This is a genomic window from Streptomyces sp. NPDC048462, assembly GCF_043200175.1.
Classification (GTDB): domain Bacteria; phylum Actinomycetota; class Actinomycetes; order Streptomycetales; family Streptomycetaceae; genus Streptomyces.
Genome location: NZ_JBICXG010000002.1, coordinates 62,428 through 77,303 on the forward strand (window position 1 = coordinate 62,428; position 14,876 = coordinate 77,303).

Genomic DNA, 14,876 nt, shown 5'->3' on the forward strand with positions numbered 1-14,876 from the left:
GAAGCGGGGCGGTGCGGGGCTAGGGGTGGAGTAACGCCCAGGTCTTGGAGCCGCCGGTGGCCGTCAGGGCGGGGGCGAGTCCCCAGTCACCGCCGTGCGCGTCGACCGCGGCCGCCAGCAGCCACATGTCGGCGCTGCGGCGCTCCCTGCACTCCTCGGACCTCTCGGGCGTCGTGTGGCACGGGTGTTGGTCGTAGAGGACGATCCGCAGAGCGTCGAAATGCCAGTGGATCCGCAGCAGCATCTCCCGGTCGGGCGTGAACCGGTAGGCCACGGCGACCAGTTCGGACGTGGCGAGGACCGCGGTATCGCGGAGTCCCGCGAGGTCGTGCCGGATGAGCAGGTCACTCACGACGCGGCGGGCGAGTCCGGCACAGAAGGCCCCACCGGGCAGGGCGAACGAATAGCTCAGATTGTCCGCTCTCGGCGGGTGGGGCCCGGTGGGGGCGAGGGCGGGGAGGCAACGCAGTGCGCCCTTCATCAAAGTACTCACATATCCCGGTTCGTGTGGCGGCGGTCACACAGAGGCATGGTCGCCCCGTGTGAGACTTGCGCTACCGACCGTAGCCCACAAGCGGAGCACAGTGCTACTACTTGTGTTGTTCCGGTCATTTCACTGACTCCCCACACCCGGAAGGACACACAGCGTGCCTCCCAGGAGCACCCCGACCGCCCGGCAACAGCGCCTCGGGTACGAACTGCGCAAGCTGCGTGAGCAGTCGGGAATGACGGCCCAGCAGGCCGCCGCACTGCTCGGCGTCGACCGCACCCGGATCCCGAACATCGAATCGGGCCGGTTCGGCATCAGCGCCGAACGGGTCCGCACCCTCGCCTTCAACTACGGCTGCCCCGACACCGGCCTCGTGGACCTGCTGGCCGAGATGGCACAGGAGCGGGCCAGGGGGTGGTGGGAGGAGCATCGCGGACTCCTGCTGCCCAGCCTGCTGGACATCGCCGAACTGGAGTTCCACGCGGTGGAGTTGAACACCGCGACCACCACGCACATCCCGGGGCTGCTGCAGACCGAGGAGCACGCGCGGGCGGTCTTCGACACCGCCGACCCCCAGCTGCCGCGCCCCGACCTGATGGCCCGGCTCTCGCTGCGGCTGCGCCGACAGGAGGTGCTCGAACGGGACCGGCCACCCCTGTACGAGGCGGTGGTCCACGAGGCCGCCCTCCGGATGCAGTTCGGCGGCCCCAAGGTCACCGAGGCGCAGCTGAAGCACATCCTCGCCCAGTCCGAACGGGACCGGACAACCGTCCGGGTGATCCCGTTCGCGGCCGGCGGGTTCCCCGGCGCCGGACAGTCCTTCACATATGTCGGCGCGGCGGTCCCCCAGCTCGATACCGTGCAGCTCGATTCCTCGCACGGCTCGATGCTGCTCGATGCGGACATGCAACTGAGGCGCTACCGAGGCCTGTTGGAGCGTCTTCGGGCGCTCGCACTGCCCGTCGGGGAATCACGCGACTTCATCCGGTGCATAGCCAAGGACCTCTGAGGAGAGACATGAACGACATCTGCTGGGACGAGGCGTTCTGCAGCGAGGGTGCCAACTGCTTCCGTTTCGGACTGGACGAGCAGGGCCGTGCCTACATCGGCTCCACCACCGACACCGCCACCTATGTCAGCGACTCCGTGGAGGCACTGCGGGCACTGATCTTCGCGGTGAAGTCCGGCGCGGCGGACCATCTGCTCTGACCCTGACCGACCGAGCCCCCCGTGCGCCGTGCGCTCCGAGTATGCCGACTGTTCAGAGCCCATCGCCACCGGGGGCCGGGCCCGGCCTTTTCGCTTTCTGACCCCCCTCCCCCACAGCCGTCCTGACCCTCCGTATACCGGGCTGACCTGCACCTATTACACAAGGTAAGCACATATCGCCCGGGTGGGCTTGGCTCCGGCCTTACTGCCGCTTTAACCTACGGTCTCGTAACCTACGAAGCCGTAGGTAATTCTCCCGTCCCCAGGAGCTCCCCGTGACTATCGCCTCTCCCCACCTCGGCAGTTCACAGGCGTGGACTGACGCCCAACTGCTGTACGCGCTGGAAGAGGTGGTGGAGAAGGAACTCAACCGCCATCTCAAGGTCGCCAAGGACTGGATGCCGCACGAGTACGTGCCCTTCTCCGACGGCCGGAATTTCTCCGGCATCTTCGAGGACGGCCAGGCCTGGGAGCCCGAGCAGTCCAAGGTCACCGACATCGGCAAGATCGCCCTGGTCGTGAACCTGCTGACCGAGGACAACCTCCCCAGCTACCACCACGAGATCGCCTCGCTCTTCGGCCGCGACGGCGCCTGGGGCACCTGGGTGCACCGCTGGACGGCCGAGGAGGGCCGGCACGGCATCGTGATGCGCGACTACCTGCTCACCTCGCGCGCGGTCGACCCGGACAAGCTGGAGCAGTTCCGGATGGCGCACATGGCGGAGGGCTTCGAGTCCGACAACCGCCACTCGATGCTGCACTCCGTGGCCTATGTCGCCTTCCAGGAGCTGGCCACCCGGGTCTCCCACCGGAACACCGGCCATCAGTCGGGCGACCCGGTCTGCGACCGGATGCTGGCGCGGATCGCCACCGACGAGAACCTCCACATGGTGTTCTACCGCAACCTCCTGGGCGCGGCCTTCGAGCTCGCCCCGGACCTGACCATGCAGTCCGTGCGCGACGTCGTCGTTGGCTTCCGGATGCCCGGCCACGGCATGCCCGGCTTCGAGCGGGCCGCCGCGCAGATGGCGATCGGCGAGATCTACAACATGCGCATCCACCACGACGACGTCATCCAGCCCGTGCTGCGCTACCTGAAGGTGCTGGACATCGACGGGCTCGGCCCGGACGGTCTGAAGGCGCAGGAGGAGCTCGGCCTGTACATGAACGGGCTGGACAGCGAGGCCGCGAAGTTCGACGAGAAGCTGGCCGCACGCAAGGCACGGTTGGCGGCCCGCACCCAGGCCTGACGCTCCGGCCGCCCTCCGCCCCGCGGTGACCGCTCACCGCGGGGCGGGGTGGCCCCTCACGGCGGGCTCGCGGACCGTACTCTGTGCCGGTGAAACCTGTGACGCGTTTCGTTCTCTTCGCCGCGCCGATAGCCATCGCCGCCTCCATCCTCTTCAACGGCGGCGGCGACGATCCCGAGCCGTCCGCCGGCTCCCCCGCCGGAGGCTCCGCTGCCGCCGCGGACCCGGCCGACGCGTCCGTGGGCCCCGACCCGTACGCCGCCGCGAACGACGAGGAACGCCGTCAGCTGGACGAGCGCGTCGAGGCGATGCCGGCCGGACTGGCCGCACCGGCGAAACGCGAGCTGGCCTGGAAGCTGCTGGCGACGTCGGAGAGCTCGACGCTGGACTGGCACGGCCAGTACGGCATGATCGACGACAACGGCGACGGCACCGGCTACACGGCCGGGATCGTCGGGTTCTGCTCCGGAACGCACGACATGCTCACGTTCGTCGAGGCGTTCACCAAGGACCATCCGGACAGCCCGCTGAAGCGGTTCGTCCCCGCTCTGCGCGAGGTCGACGGCACCGGCTCGCACAAGGGCCTGGACCCCGGCTTCACGGCCGCGTGGAAGAAGTCGGCCGAGGACCCGGTGTTCCGCGCCGCACAGGACCGGGTCAGGGACAAGCAGTACTTCGAGCCGGCCGTACGGCTGGCCAAGCTGGACGGACTCGGCACCCTCGGCCAGTTCATCTACTTCGACGCGATGGTGCTGCAGGGCCCGGGGACGGAGCCCGACGCCTTCTACGGAATCCGGAAGGCGGCACTGGCCGAGGCCGACACGGTCGACGAGGGCGGCGACGAGAAGGTCTATCTGGACGCGTTCCTGGATGCCGCGCGGGCCGTGATGAAGTCGAAGAAGAACCAGCACGACACCTCGCGCATCGACACGACGCAGCGGGAGTTCCTGTACGACGACAACCTGGGGCTGACCCCGCCGCTGACGTGGAAGATGTACGGCGAGACCTTCCACGTGGCGTCCTGACACGGGGGCGCCCCGCGGGCGTCCTGAAACGGGTGTCGTGACGCGGGCGCCCGGCCGGGGTCACCGGCCCGGCGCACGCGATCACGCGCGGTCGCGCCCCGCTCTGCGCAGCCGGTCGCGCTCCTTCTCTGAGAGCCCGCCCCACACGCCGAAGCGCTCGTCGTTGTCGAGGGCGTACTCCAGGCAGGCCTGACGCCCTTCGCAGGCGTTGCAGAGCTGCTTGGCCTCCCGGGTGGAGCTGCCGGGGGCGGGGAAGAAGAACTCGGGCCCCGCTTGCGCGCACAGCGCTGTCTCCTGCCAGGCGAGAGCGGGGTCGGTCGGGGTGTTGATCAGCATGCAGCACACAGTGCCGTGCCGCGATAAACGACTGATCAACGATGCATCAATCACCGGCCCCGGGCCACCGGGAGCAGGTCGGCGGCTACGCGCTCCTGATCACCGCGAACGGCGCACCACAGGGATCGGTGACGTTGGCGAACCTGCCCACGCCCTCCATCTCCAGCGGCGCCAGTGTCAGCTTGCCGCCCAGCCGCTCGACCTCGGCCACCGTGGCGTCGCAGTCCTCGACCTCGATGTACGGCAGCCAGTGCGGGCCCACGACAGCCCGTACCGGCACGGCGTCGAGCGGGACGAGCCCGCCGAAGGAGCTCTCCTCGCCGCCACCCGAGGTACGGACCACCGTGTACGATCCGCCACCGCCCGGGTAGGGCACCTGGCTGCTCTCCCAGCCGAGGACCGCGGCGTAGAACGCCGCGGCGGCCGGGACGTCCGGGGTGTACAGCTCAGCCCAGCACAGACTGCCGGTGTCCCCCGCGACCCCGAGCCCCACGAGCTGCTTCGGCTGCCAGATACCGAAGTACGCCCCGCCCCGGTCGGTGAACCCGCCCATCCGGCCGAACTCCAGCACGTCCATCGGCGCGAACGGCGCCGAACCGCCGGACTTCTCCACGAGCCGGGCGGTGGCGTCGACGTCCGCCGACCGGAAGTACACCGACCAGGATGCCTTCGACTGCTCCTCGGGCACGGTCATCACGCCCCCGACCGACTTCCCGTCGAGCGTGAACATGCCGTAGCCACCGGTCTCGGGGCCACCGGCCTCGTACCCCCAGCCGAAGAGAGCGGTGTAGAAGGCCGTGGCACCGTCGAGATCCGGGGTGCCGAGATCCAGCCAGTTGGGGGCGCCGTCGACAAAACGGGTGGTGAGCATGGGGTGCTCCTTCCGTCGTCCCGTTCTCGGACACATCAGGTTTCTTGCCTATGTGTCCGAGTCTTGCACCGGGCACTGACAACCGCAGTCCGTCCGCACCGGTGCGGACGGCTCAGCGGGTGACGCCCGCCGGAAGCACCGTCTCGGCCACCCGGTAGGCCTCTTCCAGCAGCGGGTTGCCGGAGAGGATGAAGGTGTCCACACCCAGGTCCTGGAACTCCTTGAGCCGTTCGACGACCTGCGCGGTGGATCCGACCACGGCCGTTGAGCCGCCGCGTTCTCCCGCGCTGTCAGCCGCGCATGGGACGATACGAGTGGCTCCGGCCGGTTGCCGGGAGCGGTGGTGAGACCCGCGGGGACAGAGGGACGTACATGACTGAGGCCGGGCCCACGGGGGGCGGGGTGCCGACCGGGCGAACCGCCCGGGAGCTGCTCGCGCGGGCCGAGGGGCTGCTGGAGGCGGCTCGCGGGGTGCTGGCCGATCACACCCGCGCCGTCGACGCGGTACGGGCCGCCCTCGACCCGCTGCTCGACGCCCTCGTCGGCGGTGAACTGGCGGGCATCCCGGTGTCCAGGCTGAGGGACGTCACCGAGGGCCGGCTGCGCGTCGGCGCGTTCGAGCAGGCCGGTCTCACGAACGTCGCGGAGGTGCACGGGGCGAACCGGTACGAGCTCCGCCAGATCCCCGGCGTCGGCGCGCAGACCGCCGATCAGGCGCTCGCCGCGGCGAACCGGATCGCGCACGCCGTGCGGGACACGGTCACGGTGCGGATAGCCGTGGAGTCCCCGGACGACGCCACGACCGCCCTGGTCACCGCGTTGTACCGGCTGGTCGAGGCGGGGCCGGACGTGCGGCGCGCGGTGGACGGGGCCCGCGGCCTGGCCGGGCGGCTGGATCCGCTGCTGGCCGCGGCGGCCCCGGCCAGGGGGCGGCTGCGGATGCTCTTCGCGCGGCGGCCGGCACGGGCGCAGGCGCTGGCCGCCCTCGCGGACGTCCGGGCCGTGACGGCCGAGGCGGCGGAGCGGGAGCTCCCGCTGCTGTTCGGGCAGGTGTCGGTCGACCTGCTGCGCGACCCGGATTCCGCGGTCGCGGCCTGGGTCGACTTCGAGGTGCGCTCCGCCGAGTACTACAGCTTGCTCGCCGAGATGTCCGGCACCGGACCCGACCGGGACGCGGCCGAGGGGTTCCTGCCGTCCGGGATCGCGGACCGGGTGCGCGGGCTGCGGCTGGACGACGCGCGGCTGCGGGTGTCGCTGCGTGGATACCAGTCGTTCGGGGCCCGCTTCGCGCTCGCGCAGAAGCGGGTGATCCTCGGCGACGAGATGGGGCTCGGCAAGACCGTGCAGGCCATCGCCGCGCTGGCCCATCTCGCGGCCATGGGCGAGACCCACTTCCTGGTGGTCTGCCCGGCGAGCGTGCTGATCAACTGGGCCCGCGAGGTCCGGTCCCGCTCGACGTTGCGGGTGCTGCCCCTGCACGGTCCGGAGCGGCAGGACGCGTTCGCGCAGTGGCGTGCGGACGGCGGGGTCGCCCTCACCACGTTCGACGCCCTGCACACCCTGCCCGACGCGGACGGCTCCGGCCTGCGGCCCGGGATGCTCGTGGTCGACGAGGCCCACTACGTCAAGAATCCCGCCACCCGCCGTTCCCGGGCGGTCGCCGGCTGGTCGCAGCGGACCGAGCGGGTGCTGTTCCTCACCGGCACACCGATGGAGAACCGGGTGGAGGAGTTCCGCAGCCTCGTCCGCCAGCTCCAGCCCGAACTGGCCCCGTTGATCAGCACCAGCCACGGCGCCGCCGGATCCCAGACCTTCCGCCGGGCCGTGGCGCCCGCCTATCTGCGCCGCAATCAGGAGGACGTCCTCACCGAACTTCCGGCGCTGGTCCAGGTCGACGAGTGGGAGGAGTTCAGCCCGGCCGATCTGCTGGCCTACCGCGAGGCGGTGGGTGCCGGGCAGTTCATGCGGATGCGGCGGGCCGCGTACGCCGCTCCGGCCACCTCGGCGAAGCTGAACCGGCTGCGTGAACTGGTCGCGGAGGCTTCGGGCAACGGCCTGAAGGTCGTGGTGTTCTCGTACTTCCGCGAGGTGCTGGAGACGGTCCGCCAGAGTCTGGACGGGGATGTGTTCGGCCCGTTGTCGGGCAGCGTGCCGGCAGCCCGGCGCCAGGAGCTGATCGACGCCTTCACGGCGGCGGACGGCCACGCGGTGCTGCTGAGCCAGATCCAGGCCGGCGGGATCGGGCTCAACATGCAGGCCGCCTCGGTCGTCATTCTCTGCGAGCCGCAGATCAAGCCGACGATGGAGCACCAGGCGGTGGCCCGCGCGCACCGGATGGGCCAGATACGCACGGTCCAGGTGCACCGGCTGCTCGTGGCGGACAGCGTCGACGAACGCATGCTGGACATCCTGGCCCGCAAGGAGCGGCTGTTCGACGCGTACGCACGGCGCAGCACCGTCGCCGAGACGACACCGGACGCGGTGGATGCGTCGGACAGCTCGCTGGCCCGCCGCATCGTCGAGGAGGAACAGCAGCGCCTCGCCGCGGAGGCGAAGCCGACAGCGGACGCCGGCACGGACACGGACGTCGGGAGCCCGGCCTCGGGGGCCGGTGTCTGACGGCCTCGTGCACGGCCGGATCGCCGGCCGGCCGGAGGATCGTTTTACCGCCGGTTTCCGGCAACTCGGGCACGGCACACCCGAGTCACGGCTAGGCCGTGTTCTGGTGGAAGGTCCGGCAGTTGCTGATGATCCATGTGGCCGTGCGGGTCGCGAACGGCGTTACGCGGTCGGGCCGATGAGCCGCCCGGTGCACAGGGGCCGGGCGGCTCATCGGCTGACCGGGCGCCCGCCGGTACGGCGCCTTACCCGCCGCACGGGCGGCAAGCGGCGCCCGCGCGCGGACGACCGGATGCTCGGCCCCCTCCTGGCCGCCGTCCTGGCCGTCATCCTGGGAATGGCCCTGGTCAACTGGCTACTGGCCCACCGGTGGATCCTGATCGCCATCGGAGCGGCCGCGGCACTGGCCGGCGGCGGGCTGCTCCACCGGAGGCGGCAGAACGCGCGGTGGGAAGCGGTCCGCGCGCAGAGCCTGCGGTACGAGCTGTCCCAGCTGGACGCCCTGCACCACACCCGGTTCGAGGACGCCGTGCGGGACCTGATGCGCCGCGACGGCTGCCAGGACGCGCTCCGGGTGGGCGGCGGCGGGGACCTCGGCGCCGATGTGAAGGCCACCGACCCCTACGGACGCCGCTGGGTGATCCAGTGCAAGCACCGGCGCGACGGCCTGGCCGGCTCCGCGGTGGGGACACCGGATCTCCAGGTCCTCAACGGCACCGCCCGTCAGGTGCACGGAGCCGACATCGCGGTGATCGTGACGAACGGCAGGGTCACCGCACCCGCTGTGGTCTTCGCCGGACAGCAGCGGCTGCACGTCGTCGACCGGCGCACCCTCGCAGCGTGGGCGTCCGGCTCCCGGCCCCTGTGGAAGCTGCTCCGGGCCGTCCCGCCGCCACGCCGGCCGACCGCCCTGTCCTGAGCCGGTTCCCGGCCGGTCCAGGAGCGGCGGGCGCGGCCCCTCACCCGTCAGTGACCTTCGTGCGCCGCCGTCTTGTCCGAGGTCTTGGTACCCGAGGTCTTCGCGTCGGAAGTCTTGGCATCGGAGGTCTTGGCGCCGGGCGACTCGGCGCCCGACGTCTTGGTATCCGGTGACTTCGCGTCGTGCGAGGACATCGAGTGCGCCTCGTGCCCCGGCACCGTCCCGTCGGCCTTGGCGACCAGCAGCATCCCGGCCATGCCCATGTCGGAGTGGCTCTGCACATGGCAGTGGTACATCCACGCACCCGCGCCCACGTGTTCACCGGCGATGACCTGGAAGCCGAACGAGTCGGCCGGTCCGACGATCTTCGTGTCGATGACCCGGGTCGGGTCGTCGGGACCGGTGAGCATGCCCGTCCGGTTGTCCGCCCAGCGGTGACCGTGGACATGGAAGGTGTGGTAGTACTCGCCGTGCGTGATCATGACGACTTCGAGCCGGTCCCCCACCGTGGTCTCGAAGTCGGGACTCTGGTCGGCGGGCTTGTTGTTGATCAGCATGTCGTTGAAGACGATGGTGATCGTCTTGTCCGGCAGGATGTCGCCCTTGCGGCGGACGATCACCGGACCGTACAGCCCCTTGCGGATGCCGCCCGTGCCGTGATCGGTGCCGACGACGTGGTCGTGGTAGTGCCAGTAGCCCGCACTGCCCGCCTGCCAGGTGCCGTCCTTCCTGCGGCCCGGGGCATGGGTGCGCCAGGTGTAGGTCCGGGTTTCGCCCGGTTCGACGATGCTCTTGTTCATCCGGGTGCCGTCGCTCGCGATGTCGTAGTCGACGCCGTGCGCGTGGAGACTTGCCGCCACATCCATCGTGTTCTCGAACTCGATGTGCAGGGTGTCGCCCTCGTTGATCTCGATGAGCGGGCCGGGGATCGAGGCCTTGCCCTTCTCGAAGCCGTACCCCATCTGCCCGTCCGGCAGCTTCTCCGCGTACATCTTGAGGTGGCGGACCACGCCTCCCGCCGGGGCCGTCCGGGGCGGGTTCTCGGCAGAGGTGGCCTCGATCGCACCGAGGGACAACGATGTCACCCCGGTTGCCGCCGCCACCCCGCCGCCCATCAGAATCCGCCGGTTGAAGCTACGTCGATCCATGTCGAACTCCCCATTCTCAAACGGGTGTTGCGGAGAAACCCAAGGCAACTACGGCACGCGGTGCAGAGGTACGCAGGTCATGGCGGTCAACGCCGCCGGGCACGGGTGGTCCTCGGGGACGGGCCATACCGTAGCCCGGGGATCTTCGTTTATCCACACTAAGGACAAAGTTCGTGCGATTGCTGCCATAGCTATTGGCGAGTCGCGAAAAGAGGTCTAGCTTCATGCGCTGTTGCAGTGACCAAAGAGGGGTGGGTGACCACATGCAGCGCACACCACATCACAGGTCCAGATCGCGACGCGGACTTGCGGCGGCCGTAGCGGCCGGCGCACTGACCGCATCCCTGCTCGGCGGCAATGCCGCCAGTGCCAGGCCGTATCCCGGACCGCACGAGTCCATGGCGACAACGTTGTCCCTGCCTACGCCGCCCGGCGGCGCGAATGTGAAGGTGCTGGTCTTCCACGCCTCCGCGTCCGATGAGTCCCCGACGGTCGACGCCGGTATCTCGGCGATCGAGAAGATCGGGCTCACCGGGCCGGAGGCGGGCCGCTTCAAGACCGTGGCCAGTGACGACCCGGCCGTCTTCACCAACGGCAAACAGCTCGGCAAGTACAACGCCGTCGTCTTCCTGACGGGCGGCGGCGATGTCCTGGACCCGGAGCAGGAAGCCGGCCTGGAGGCGTACATGGAGGCCGGCGGCGGCTTCCTCGGCATCCACGACGCGGCGCGCACCGAGCCGTACTCGGACTGGTTCACCGGACTGGTCGGTGCCCGTCCGGCGGCCGACAGCCCCACAGCCGTCCAGCGTGCGACGGTGGAGATCGGGGACCGGCAGCACCCGGCGACCAAGAGCCTCCCGCTGGAGTGGAAGCGTCCCGACAAGTGGCTGAACTGGAAGGAGAACCCGTCCGGCGACGTGCACACCGTGGCACGCGTCCGGGAGATCACCTACAAGCCCGGGGCGAGCGCCAACGGCTGGGACCACCCGGTCTCCTGGTGCCGTGACTACGACGGCGGCCGGTCCTTCTACACCGCGATGGGCGGTACGGTCGACAGCTTCGCGGAGGCCGACTTCCGCGACCACCTGCGCGGTGCGCTCGACTGGACGACCCGGATCTCGCAGGCCGACTGCAAGGCGACGATCACCTCCAACTACAAGGCGGAGCGCGTCACCCAGCCCAACCAGCCCGGGAAGAACGACCAGATCGGCGAACCGCACGGTCTGGTGACCGCCCCCGACGGGCGCGTGCTGTACATCGGCCGCGGCGGCGCCGACAGCAGCGTGCCGGTCGTCACCGACTGGAAGGACCCGAACGTCGGCAAGGGTCTGGGTCAGATCCACGTCTACGACCCGAAGACGAAGAAGGTCACCCTCGCGGGAGAGCTGACGGTCTTCGGCAACAAGGGCGGCGGCGACGAACTGGTCAAGGTCGAGGAGGGTCTGCTGGGCATCGAGCTCGACCCGGACTTCGAGAAGAACGGCTGGGTGTACCTGCACTACACACCCCACGACAAGATCGACCGCGACAAGCAGATGGCGGTCCGTCAGGTCTCCAGGTTCACCATGGACCTGGCCACGAACAAGCTGGACCTCTCCTCGGAGAAGGTGCTGCTGCACTGGCCGGTCCAGATCCACAGCTGCTGCCACGCGGGCGGCGGCCTGGCCTGGGACTCCAAGGGCAATCTGTACATCGCGGCCGGTGACAACAACTCCTCGCAGTTCAGCGACGGTTACTCGGGCAACAACCCGGAGCCGAACTACAAGGGCGTCTCGTTCGCCGACGCCCGGCGCACCGCGGGCAACACGAACAACCTCAACGGCAAGATCCTGCGGATCCACCCCGAGGACGACGGCACCTACACCCTGCCCGAGGGCAACCTGTTCACCGGCAAGGAGACCGACGAGGGCGGTGGCAAGACCCGGGGCGAGATCTACGTGATGGGCGTGCGCAACCCGGCCCGGATCTCCGTCGACAAGTCGACCGACACACTGTACGCGGGCTGGGTCGGCCCCGACGCCGGCGAGCCGAGCACCACCTGGGGCCCGGCCAAGTACGACACGTTCGCCGCGATCACCCAGGCGAGCAACCGCGGCTGGCCGTACTGCATGGGCAACAAGCAGCCCTACCGGGACCGCAATCTGCCCGATCCGAGCAAGCCGCTCGGCTGGTACGACTGCGACCACCCCAAGAACGAGTCGCCCAACAACGACGGGCTGGTGAACCTGCCGCCGGTCAGCGCCAACAACATCTGGTACTCGCCGCAGGGCGGTGGCGTGGACTACCCGCGCGACGAGAACGGCATCCCCAGCTACAAGGTGGAGGACCAGAAGGAACTGCTGCCCTGGCTCAAGGGCGGCGGCCAGGCCACGATGAACGGCCCGGTCTACCGGTACGACGAGAAGGCCGGCGCCGACAAGTGGCCGTCCTACTGGGACGGCAAGTGGTTCGTCGGTGACTTCTACGACGACACCCAGCCCAGGCACGCCGTGCTCACCGACCCGAAGACGGTCGGCAAGGGCGGACTGCCCACGCACGCCGAGTCCCTCAAGGAGATCATCCCGGTCGGCGCGGACGGCATCCGCAACCTGATGGACTGGAAGTTCGCCCCGGACGGTTCGCTGTACGTCCTGGACTACGGGCGCGGCTTCTTCACCTCCGACTCCAAGTCCGCGCTGTGGCGCGTGACGTACAAGGGCGGCGCAGCGACCCCGGCCGTCAAGGACCTGGCCAGGAAGGCGGCAGTGAAGTGAGACACCGTTCGATCTACTTCCGAAGGCGGTCACGGCCCGCCCGGCTGTGGCTCGCCCTGCTGGGGTCGTTCCTGATGGTGCTGGGACTGACCTCGACGGCGGCCTACGGGCGTACCGTCGCCCCGGCCGGCGCGGCGGCGGCCGACCAGGTGCTCACCTGGACGGCCGGCAACCCCATCGACCACTACCTGTCCGCACCGAAGACGGCGGTGGCCGGCAAGGCGACCATCGTCTTCGAGAACAGTGAGGGGACCGGGAACACCAGCGGGATGCCGCACACGCTGACCTTCAGCGTGTCGGACCCGGAGTTCAACAACGACGTCCCCCTGAACCTGCTGGCCAACCCGGGCGACGACAAGGGCGGCAAGCAGACGGCAGAGGTCACGCTCACCCCCGGCCGGTACTTCTACCACTGCACGATGCCGGGGCACGAGGCGATGCAGGGCATCCTGACCGTGACCGACGGGGGTGGCGGTGAGGACACCACCGCACCCGAGGCCTCGGCCAAGGTCGACGGCGACAAGAACGCCGACGGCGCCTACATCGGCTCCGCGACGGTCACCGTCGAGGCCACCGACGAGGGCTCGGGCGTCGACACCGTCGAGTACGCGGTCGGTGCCGACGGCGCCTGGCAGCCGTACACCGCGCCCGTCGTCGTGAACGAGGTCGGCGCGCACGTCATCCGCTACCGGGCCACCGACAAGGCGGGCAACGCCGCCGCCGAGAAGACGGCGGAGTTCACCGTCGCGGCCCCTCCGACGGACGACACCACGGCCCCGGAGACCTCCGCGACCGTGTCCGGTGAGAAGGACGACCAGGGGCAGTACCTGGGCATGGCGACGGTCACCGTGACCGCCTCCGACACCGGGTCCGGCGTCAACACCATCGAGTACGCGGTCGGCGCGGACGGCGCCTGGCAGCCGTACACCGGTCCCGTGATGGTGCACGAGACCGGCGCGCAGAAGATCCGCTACCGCGCCACCGACAAGGCGGGCAACGCCGCCGCCGAGCAGGCGGTGGAGTTCACCGTCGTCGAGCCGCCGACGAAGGACACCACGCCGCCGGAGACCTCCGCGAAGGTCGCGGGCGACAAGAACTCCGACGGCGCCTACCTCACCAGCGCCAAGGTGACGGTCACCGCGACCGACGCCGACACGGGCGTCGACAAGGTCGAGTACTCGCTGGACGGCGGTCCGTACCTCGCGTACACCGACACCGTCATCGTCGACCGCGTCGGCTACCACTCCGTCGCCCACCGGGCCACGGACAAGGCGGGCAACACCTCCGAGGCGAAGAAGACGTCGTTCACCGTCGCACAGAGCGGCGGCGTGCCGGCGCCGAACTGCTCGGAGTTCGACGAACGGCTCACCGTCATCGTCGGCACCGTCGACACCGGGGTCCCCAACCGGATCACCGGCAACCGCTGCACGATCAACGAGCTGATCGAGGACGAGAAGGACTGGTCGTCGCACGCGCTGTTCCTCAAGCACGTCGACAAGGTCCTCGACCAGCTGCTCACCGCCGGGGTGGTCGACGCCCGCGAGGTCAAGAAGATCTACAAGGCCGCCAAGCAGTCGGGGATCGGCAAGCCGGGCCAGGACGAGGGCTACCACAAGCTCTTCGACGGCACGGCGGCCTCGTTCGCCAAGTGGCAGCAGGTCGGCGGCGGGCAGTTCTCGCTGAACGAGGAGGACGGCTCGCTCAACAGCTCCACCACGGTGGACGGCATGGGCATGCTGTGGTTCCCGGGACGCCAGTACGGGGACTTCTCGCTGAAGCTCCAGTTCCGGGACGACGCCCCGGGCGCGGGCAACGCCAACGGCGGTGTGTTCGTGCGGTTCCCGAACGTCCACGACAACCCGGAGGAGCCGAATCCGGAGTGGGTCGCCATCAAGTACGGCCATGAGATCCAGATCAACGACCGGCCGGACGGCGACATGTACAAGACCGGTTCCGTCTACGGATTCGACCGGGTGGGTCTCGGCGGCGCCGGGGTCACGCCCAAGGGCACCTGGAACGACTACGAGATCCGGGTGGTGGACCAGCACTACTCGATCTACCGCAACGGTGTCCTGCTCAACGAGTTCGACAACAACGGCGGTCAGGTCTTCGAGCCGCCGCGGGACGACGACCCGGGCACCGACGGCCGGCGGTACGCCTCCGGCTACATCGGTCTCCAGGTCCACAGCACCTCGGACGTGATCTCCTACCGGGACATCCGGATCCAGGAGCTCTAGGCACGACGCCCGGGAGTGG

At 69.6% G+C, this 14,876-nt stretch carries 12 protein-coding genes and 1 pseudogene; 8 read left to right on the forward strand and 5 right to left on the reverse strand.

Annotated features, from left to right (window positions below; all coding sequences use genetic code 11):
- Nucleotides 1-19 precede the first annotated feature (19 nt).
- Complete coding sequence (locus ACGFU6_RS03585) at nt 20-493, reverse strand: ATP-binding protein (protein ID WP_393607864.1); 474 nt, start codon at nt 491-493, stop codon at nt 20-22.
- Nucleotides 494-647: 154 nt separating this feature from the next.
- Between ACGFU6_RS03585 and ACGFU6_RS03590 the strand changes: the two genes are divergently transcribed.
- From ACGFU6_RS03590 to ACGFU6_RS03605, 4 genes are all read left to right on the forward strand, one after another.
- Complete coding sequence (locus ACGFU6_RS03590; RefSeq protein ID WP_393607865.1) at nt 648-1,499, forward strand: Scr1 family TA system antitoxin-like transcriptional regulator; 852 nt, start codon at nt 648-650, stop codon at nt 1,497-1,499.
- Between the two features lie 8 nt (nt 1,500-1,507).
- Nucleotides 1,508-1,699 carry a hypothetical protein gene (locus ACGFU6_RS03595; RefSeq protein ID WP_393607866.1) on the forward strand — a complete coding sequence of 64 codons (192 nt, stop codon included), beginning with the start codon at nt 1,508-1,510 and terminating at the stop codon, nt 1,697-1,699.
- A gap of 275 nt (nt 1,700-1,974) precedes the next feature.
- A complete protein-coding gene (locus ACGFU6_RS03600) occupies nt 1,975-2,949 on the forward strand; it encodes an acyl-ACP desaturase (RefSeq protein ID WP_393607867.1) in 975 nt (324 codons plus the stop codon).
- A gap of 98 nt (nt 2,950-3,047) precedes the next feature.
- Nucleotides 3,048-3,974: a chitosanase gene (locus tag ACGFU6_RS03605; protein WP_393608351.1), complete on the forward strand. Its 927-nt coding sequence runs from the start codon at nt 3,048-3,050 to the stop codon at nt 3,972-3,974.
- An 81-nt stretch (nt 3,975-4,055) separates the two neighbouring features.
- On the opposite strand, the gene ACGFU6_RS03610 is transcribed toward ACGFU6_RS03605, so the two are convergent.
- The 3 genes and pseudogenes from ACGFU6_RS03610 to ACGFU6_RS03620 all read right to left on the reverse strand — a co-directional run.
- A complete protein-coding gene (locus ACGFU6_RS03610) occupies nt 4,056-4,310 on the reverse strand; it encodes a WhiB family transcriptional regulator (RefSeq protein WP_393607868.1) in 255 nt (84 codons plus the stop codon).
- 85 nt (nt 4,311-4,395) lie between these two features.
- Complete coding sequence (locus ACGFU6_RS03615; protein WP_393607869.1) at nt 4,396-5,181, reverse strand: VOC family protein; 786 nt, start codon at nt 5,179-5,181, stop codon at nt 4,396-4,398.
- A gap of 112 nt (nt 5,182-5,293) precedes the next feature.
- Nucleotides 5,294-5,455: pseudogene (locus ACGFU6_RS03620) on the reverse strand (alkanesulfonate monooxygenase); the annotation flags it as partial.
- 98 nt (nt 5,456-5,553) lie between these two features.
- On the opposite strand from ACGFU6_RS03620, the gene ACGFU6_RS03625 reads away from it, so the two are divergent.
- Complete coding sequence (locus ACGFU6_RS03625; protein WP_393607870.1) at nt 5,554-7,800, forward strand: DEAD/DEAH box helicase; 2,247 nt, start codon at nt 5,554-5,556, stop codon at nt 7,798-7,800.
- A 292-nt stretch (nt 7,801-8,092) separates the two neighbouring features.
- Nucleotides 8,093-8,719 (forward strand): restriction endonuclease, encoded by a 627-nt coding sequence (locus tag ACGFU6_RS03630; protein WP_393607871.1) that lies wholly within the window; start codon nt 8,093-8,095, stop codon nt 8,717-8,719.
- Nucleotides 8,720-8,766: 47 nt separating this feature from the next.
- Here the strand turns inward: ACGFU6_RS03630 and ACGFU6_RS03635 are convergent, their stop codons facing one another.
- Nucleotides 8,767-9,867 (reverse strand): multicopper oxidase domain-containing protein, encoded by a 1,101-nt coding sequence (locus ACGFU6_RS03635; RefSeq protein WP_393607872.1) that lies wholly within the window; start codon nt 9,865-9,867, stop codon nt 8,767-8,769.
- Nucleotides 9,868-10,130: 263 nt separating this feature from the next.
- On the opposite strand from ACGFU6_RS03635, the gene ACGFU6_RS03640 reads away from it, so the two are divergent.
- The gene (locus tag ACGFU6_RS03640; protein ID WP_393607873.1) at nt 10,131-12,620 is read left to right on the forward strand and encodes a ThuA domain-containing protein; all 2,490 of its coding nucleotides are present in this window, start codon (nt 10,131-10,133) and stop codon (nt 12,618-12,620) included.
- A complete protein-coding gene (locus ACGFU6_RS03645) occupies nt 12,617-14,857 on the forward strand; it encodes an OmpL47-type beta-barrel domain-containing protein (RefSeq protein WP_393607874.1) in 2,241 nt (746 codons plus the stop codon). The genes ACGFU6_RS03640 and ACGFU6_RS03645 overlap by 4 nt, the downstream gene beginning before the upstream one ends.
- The last annotated feature ends 19 nt before the right edge of the window (nt 14,858-14,876 follow it).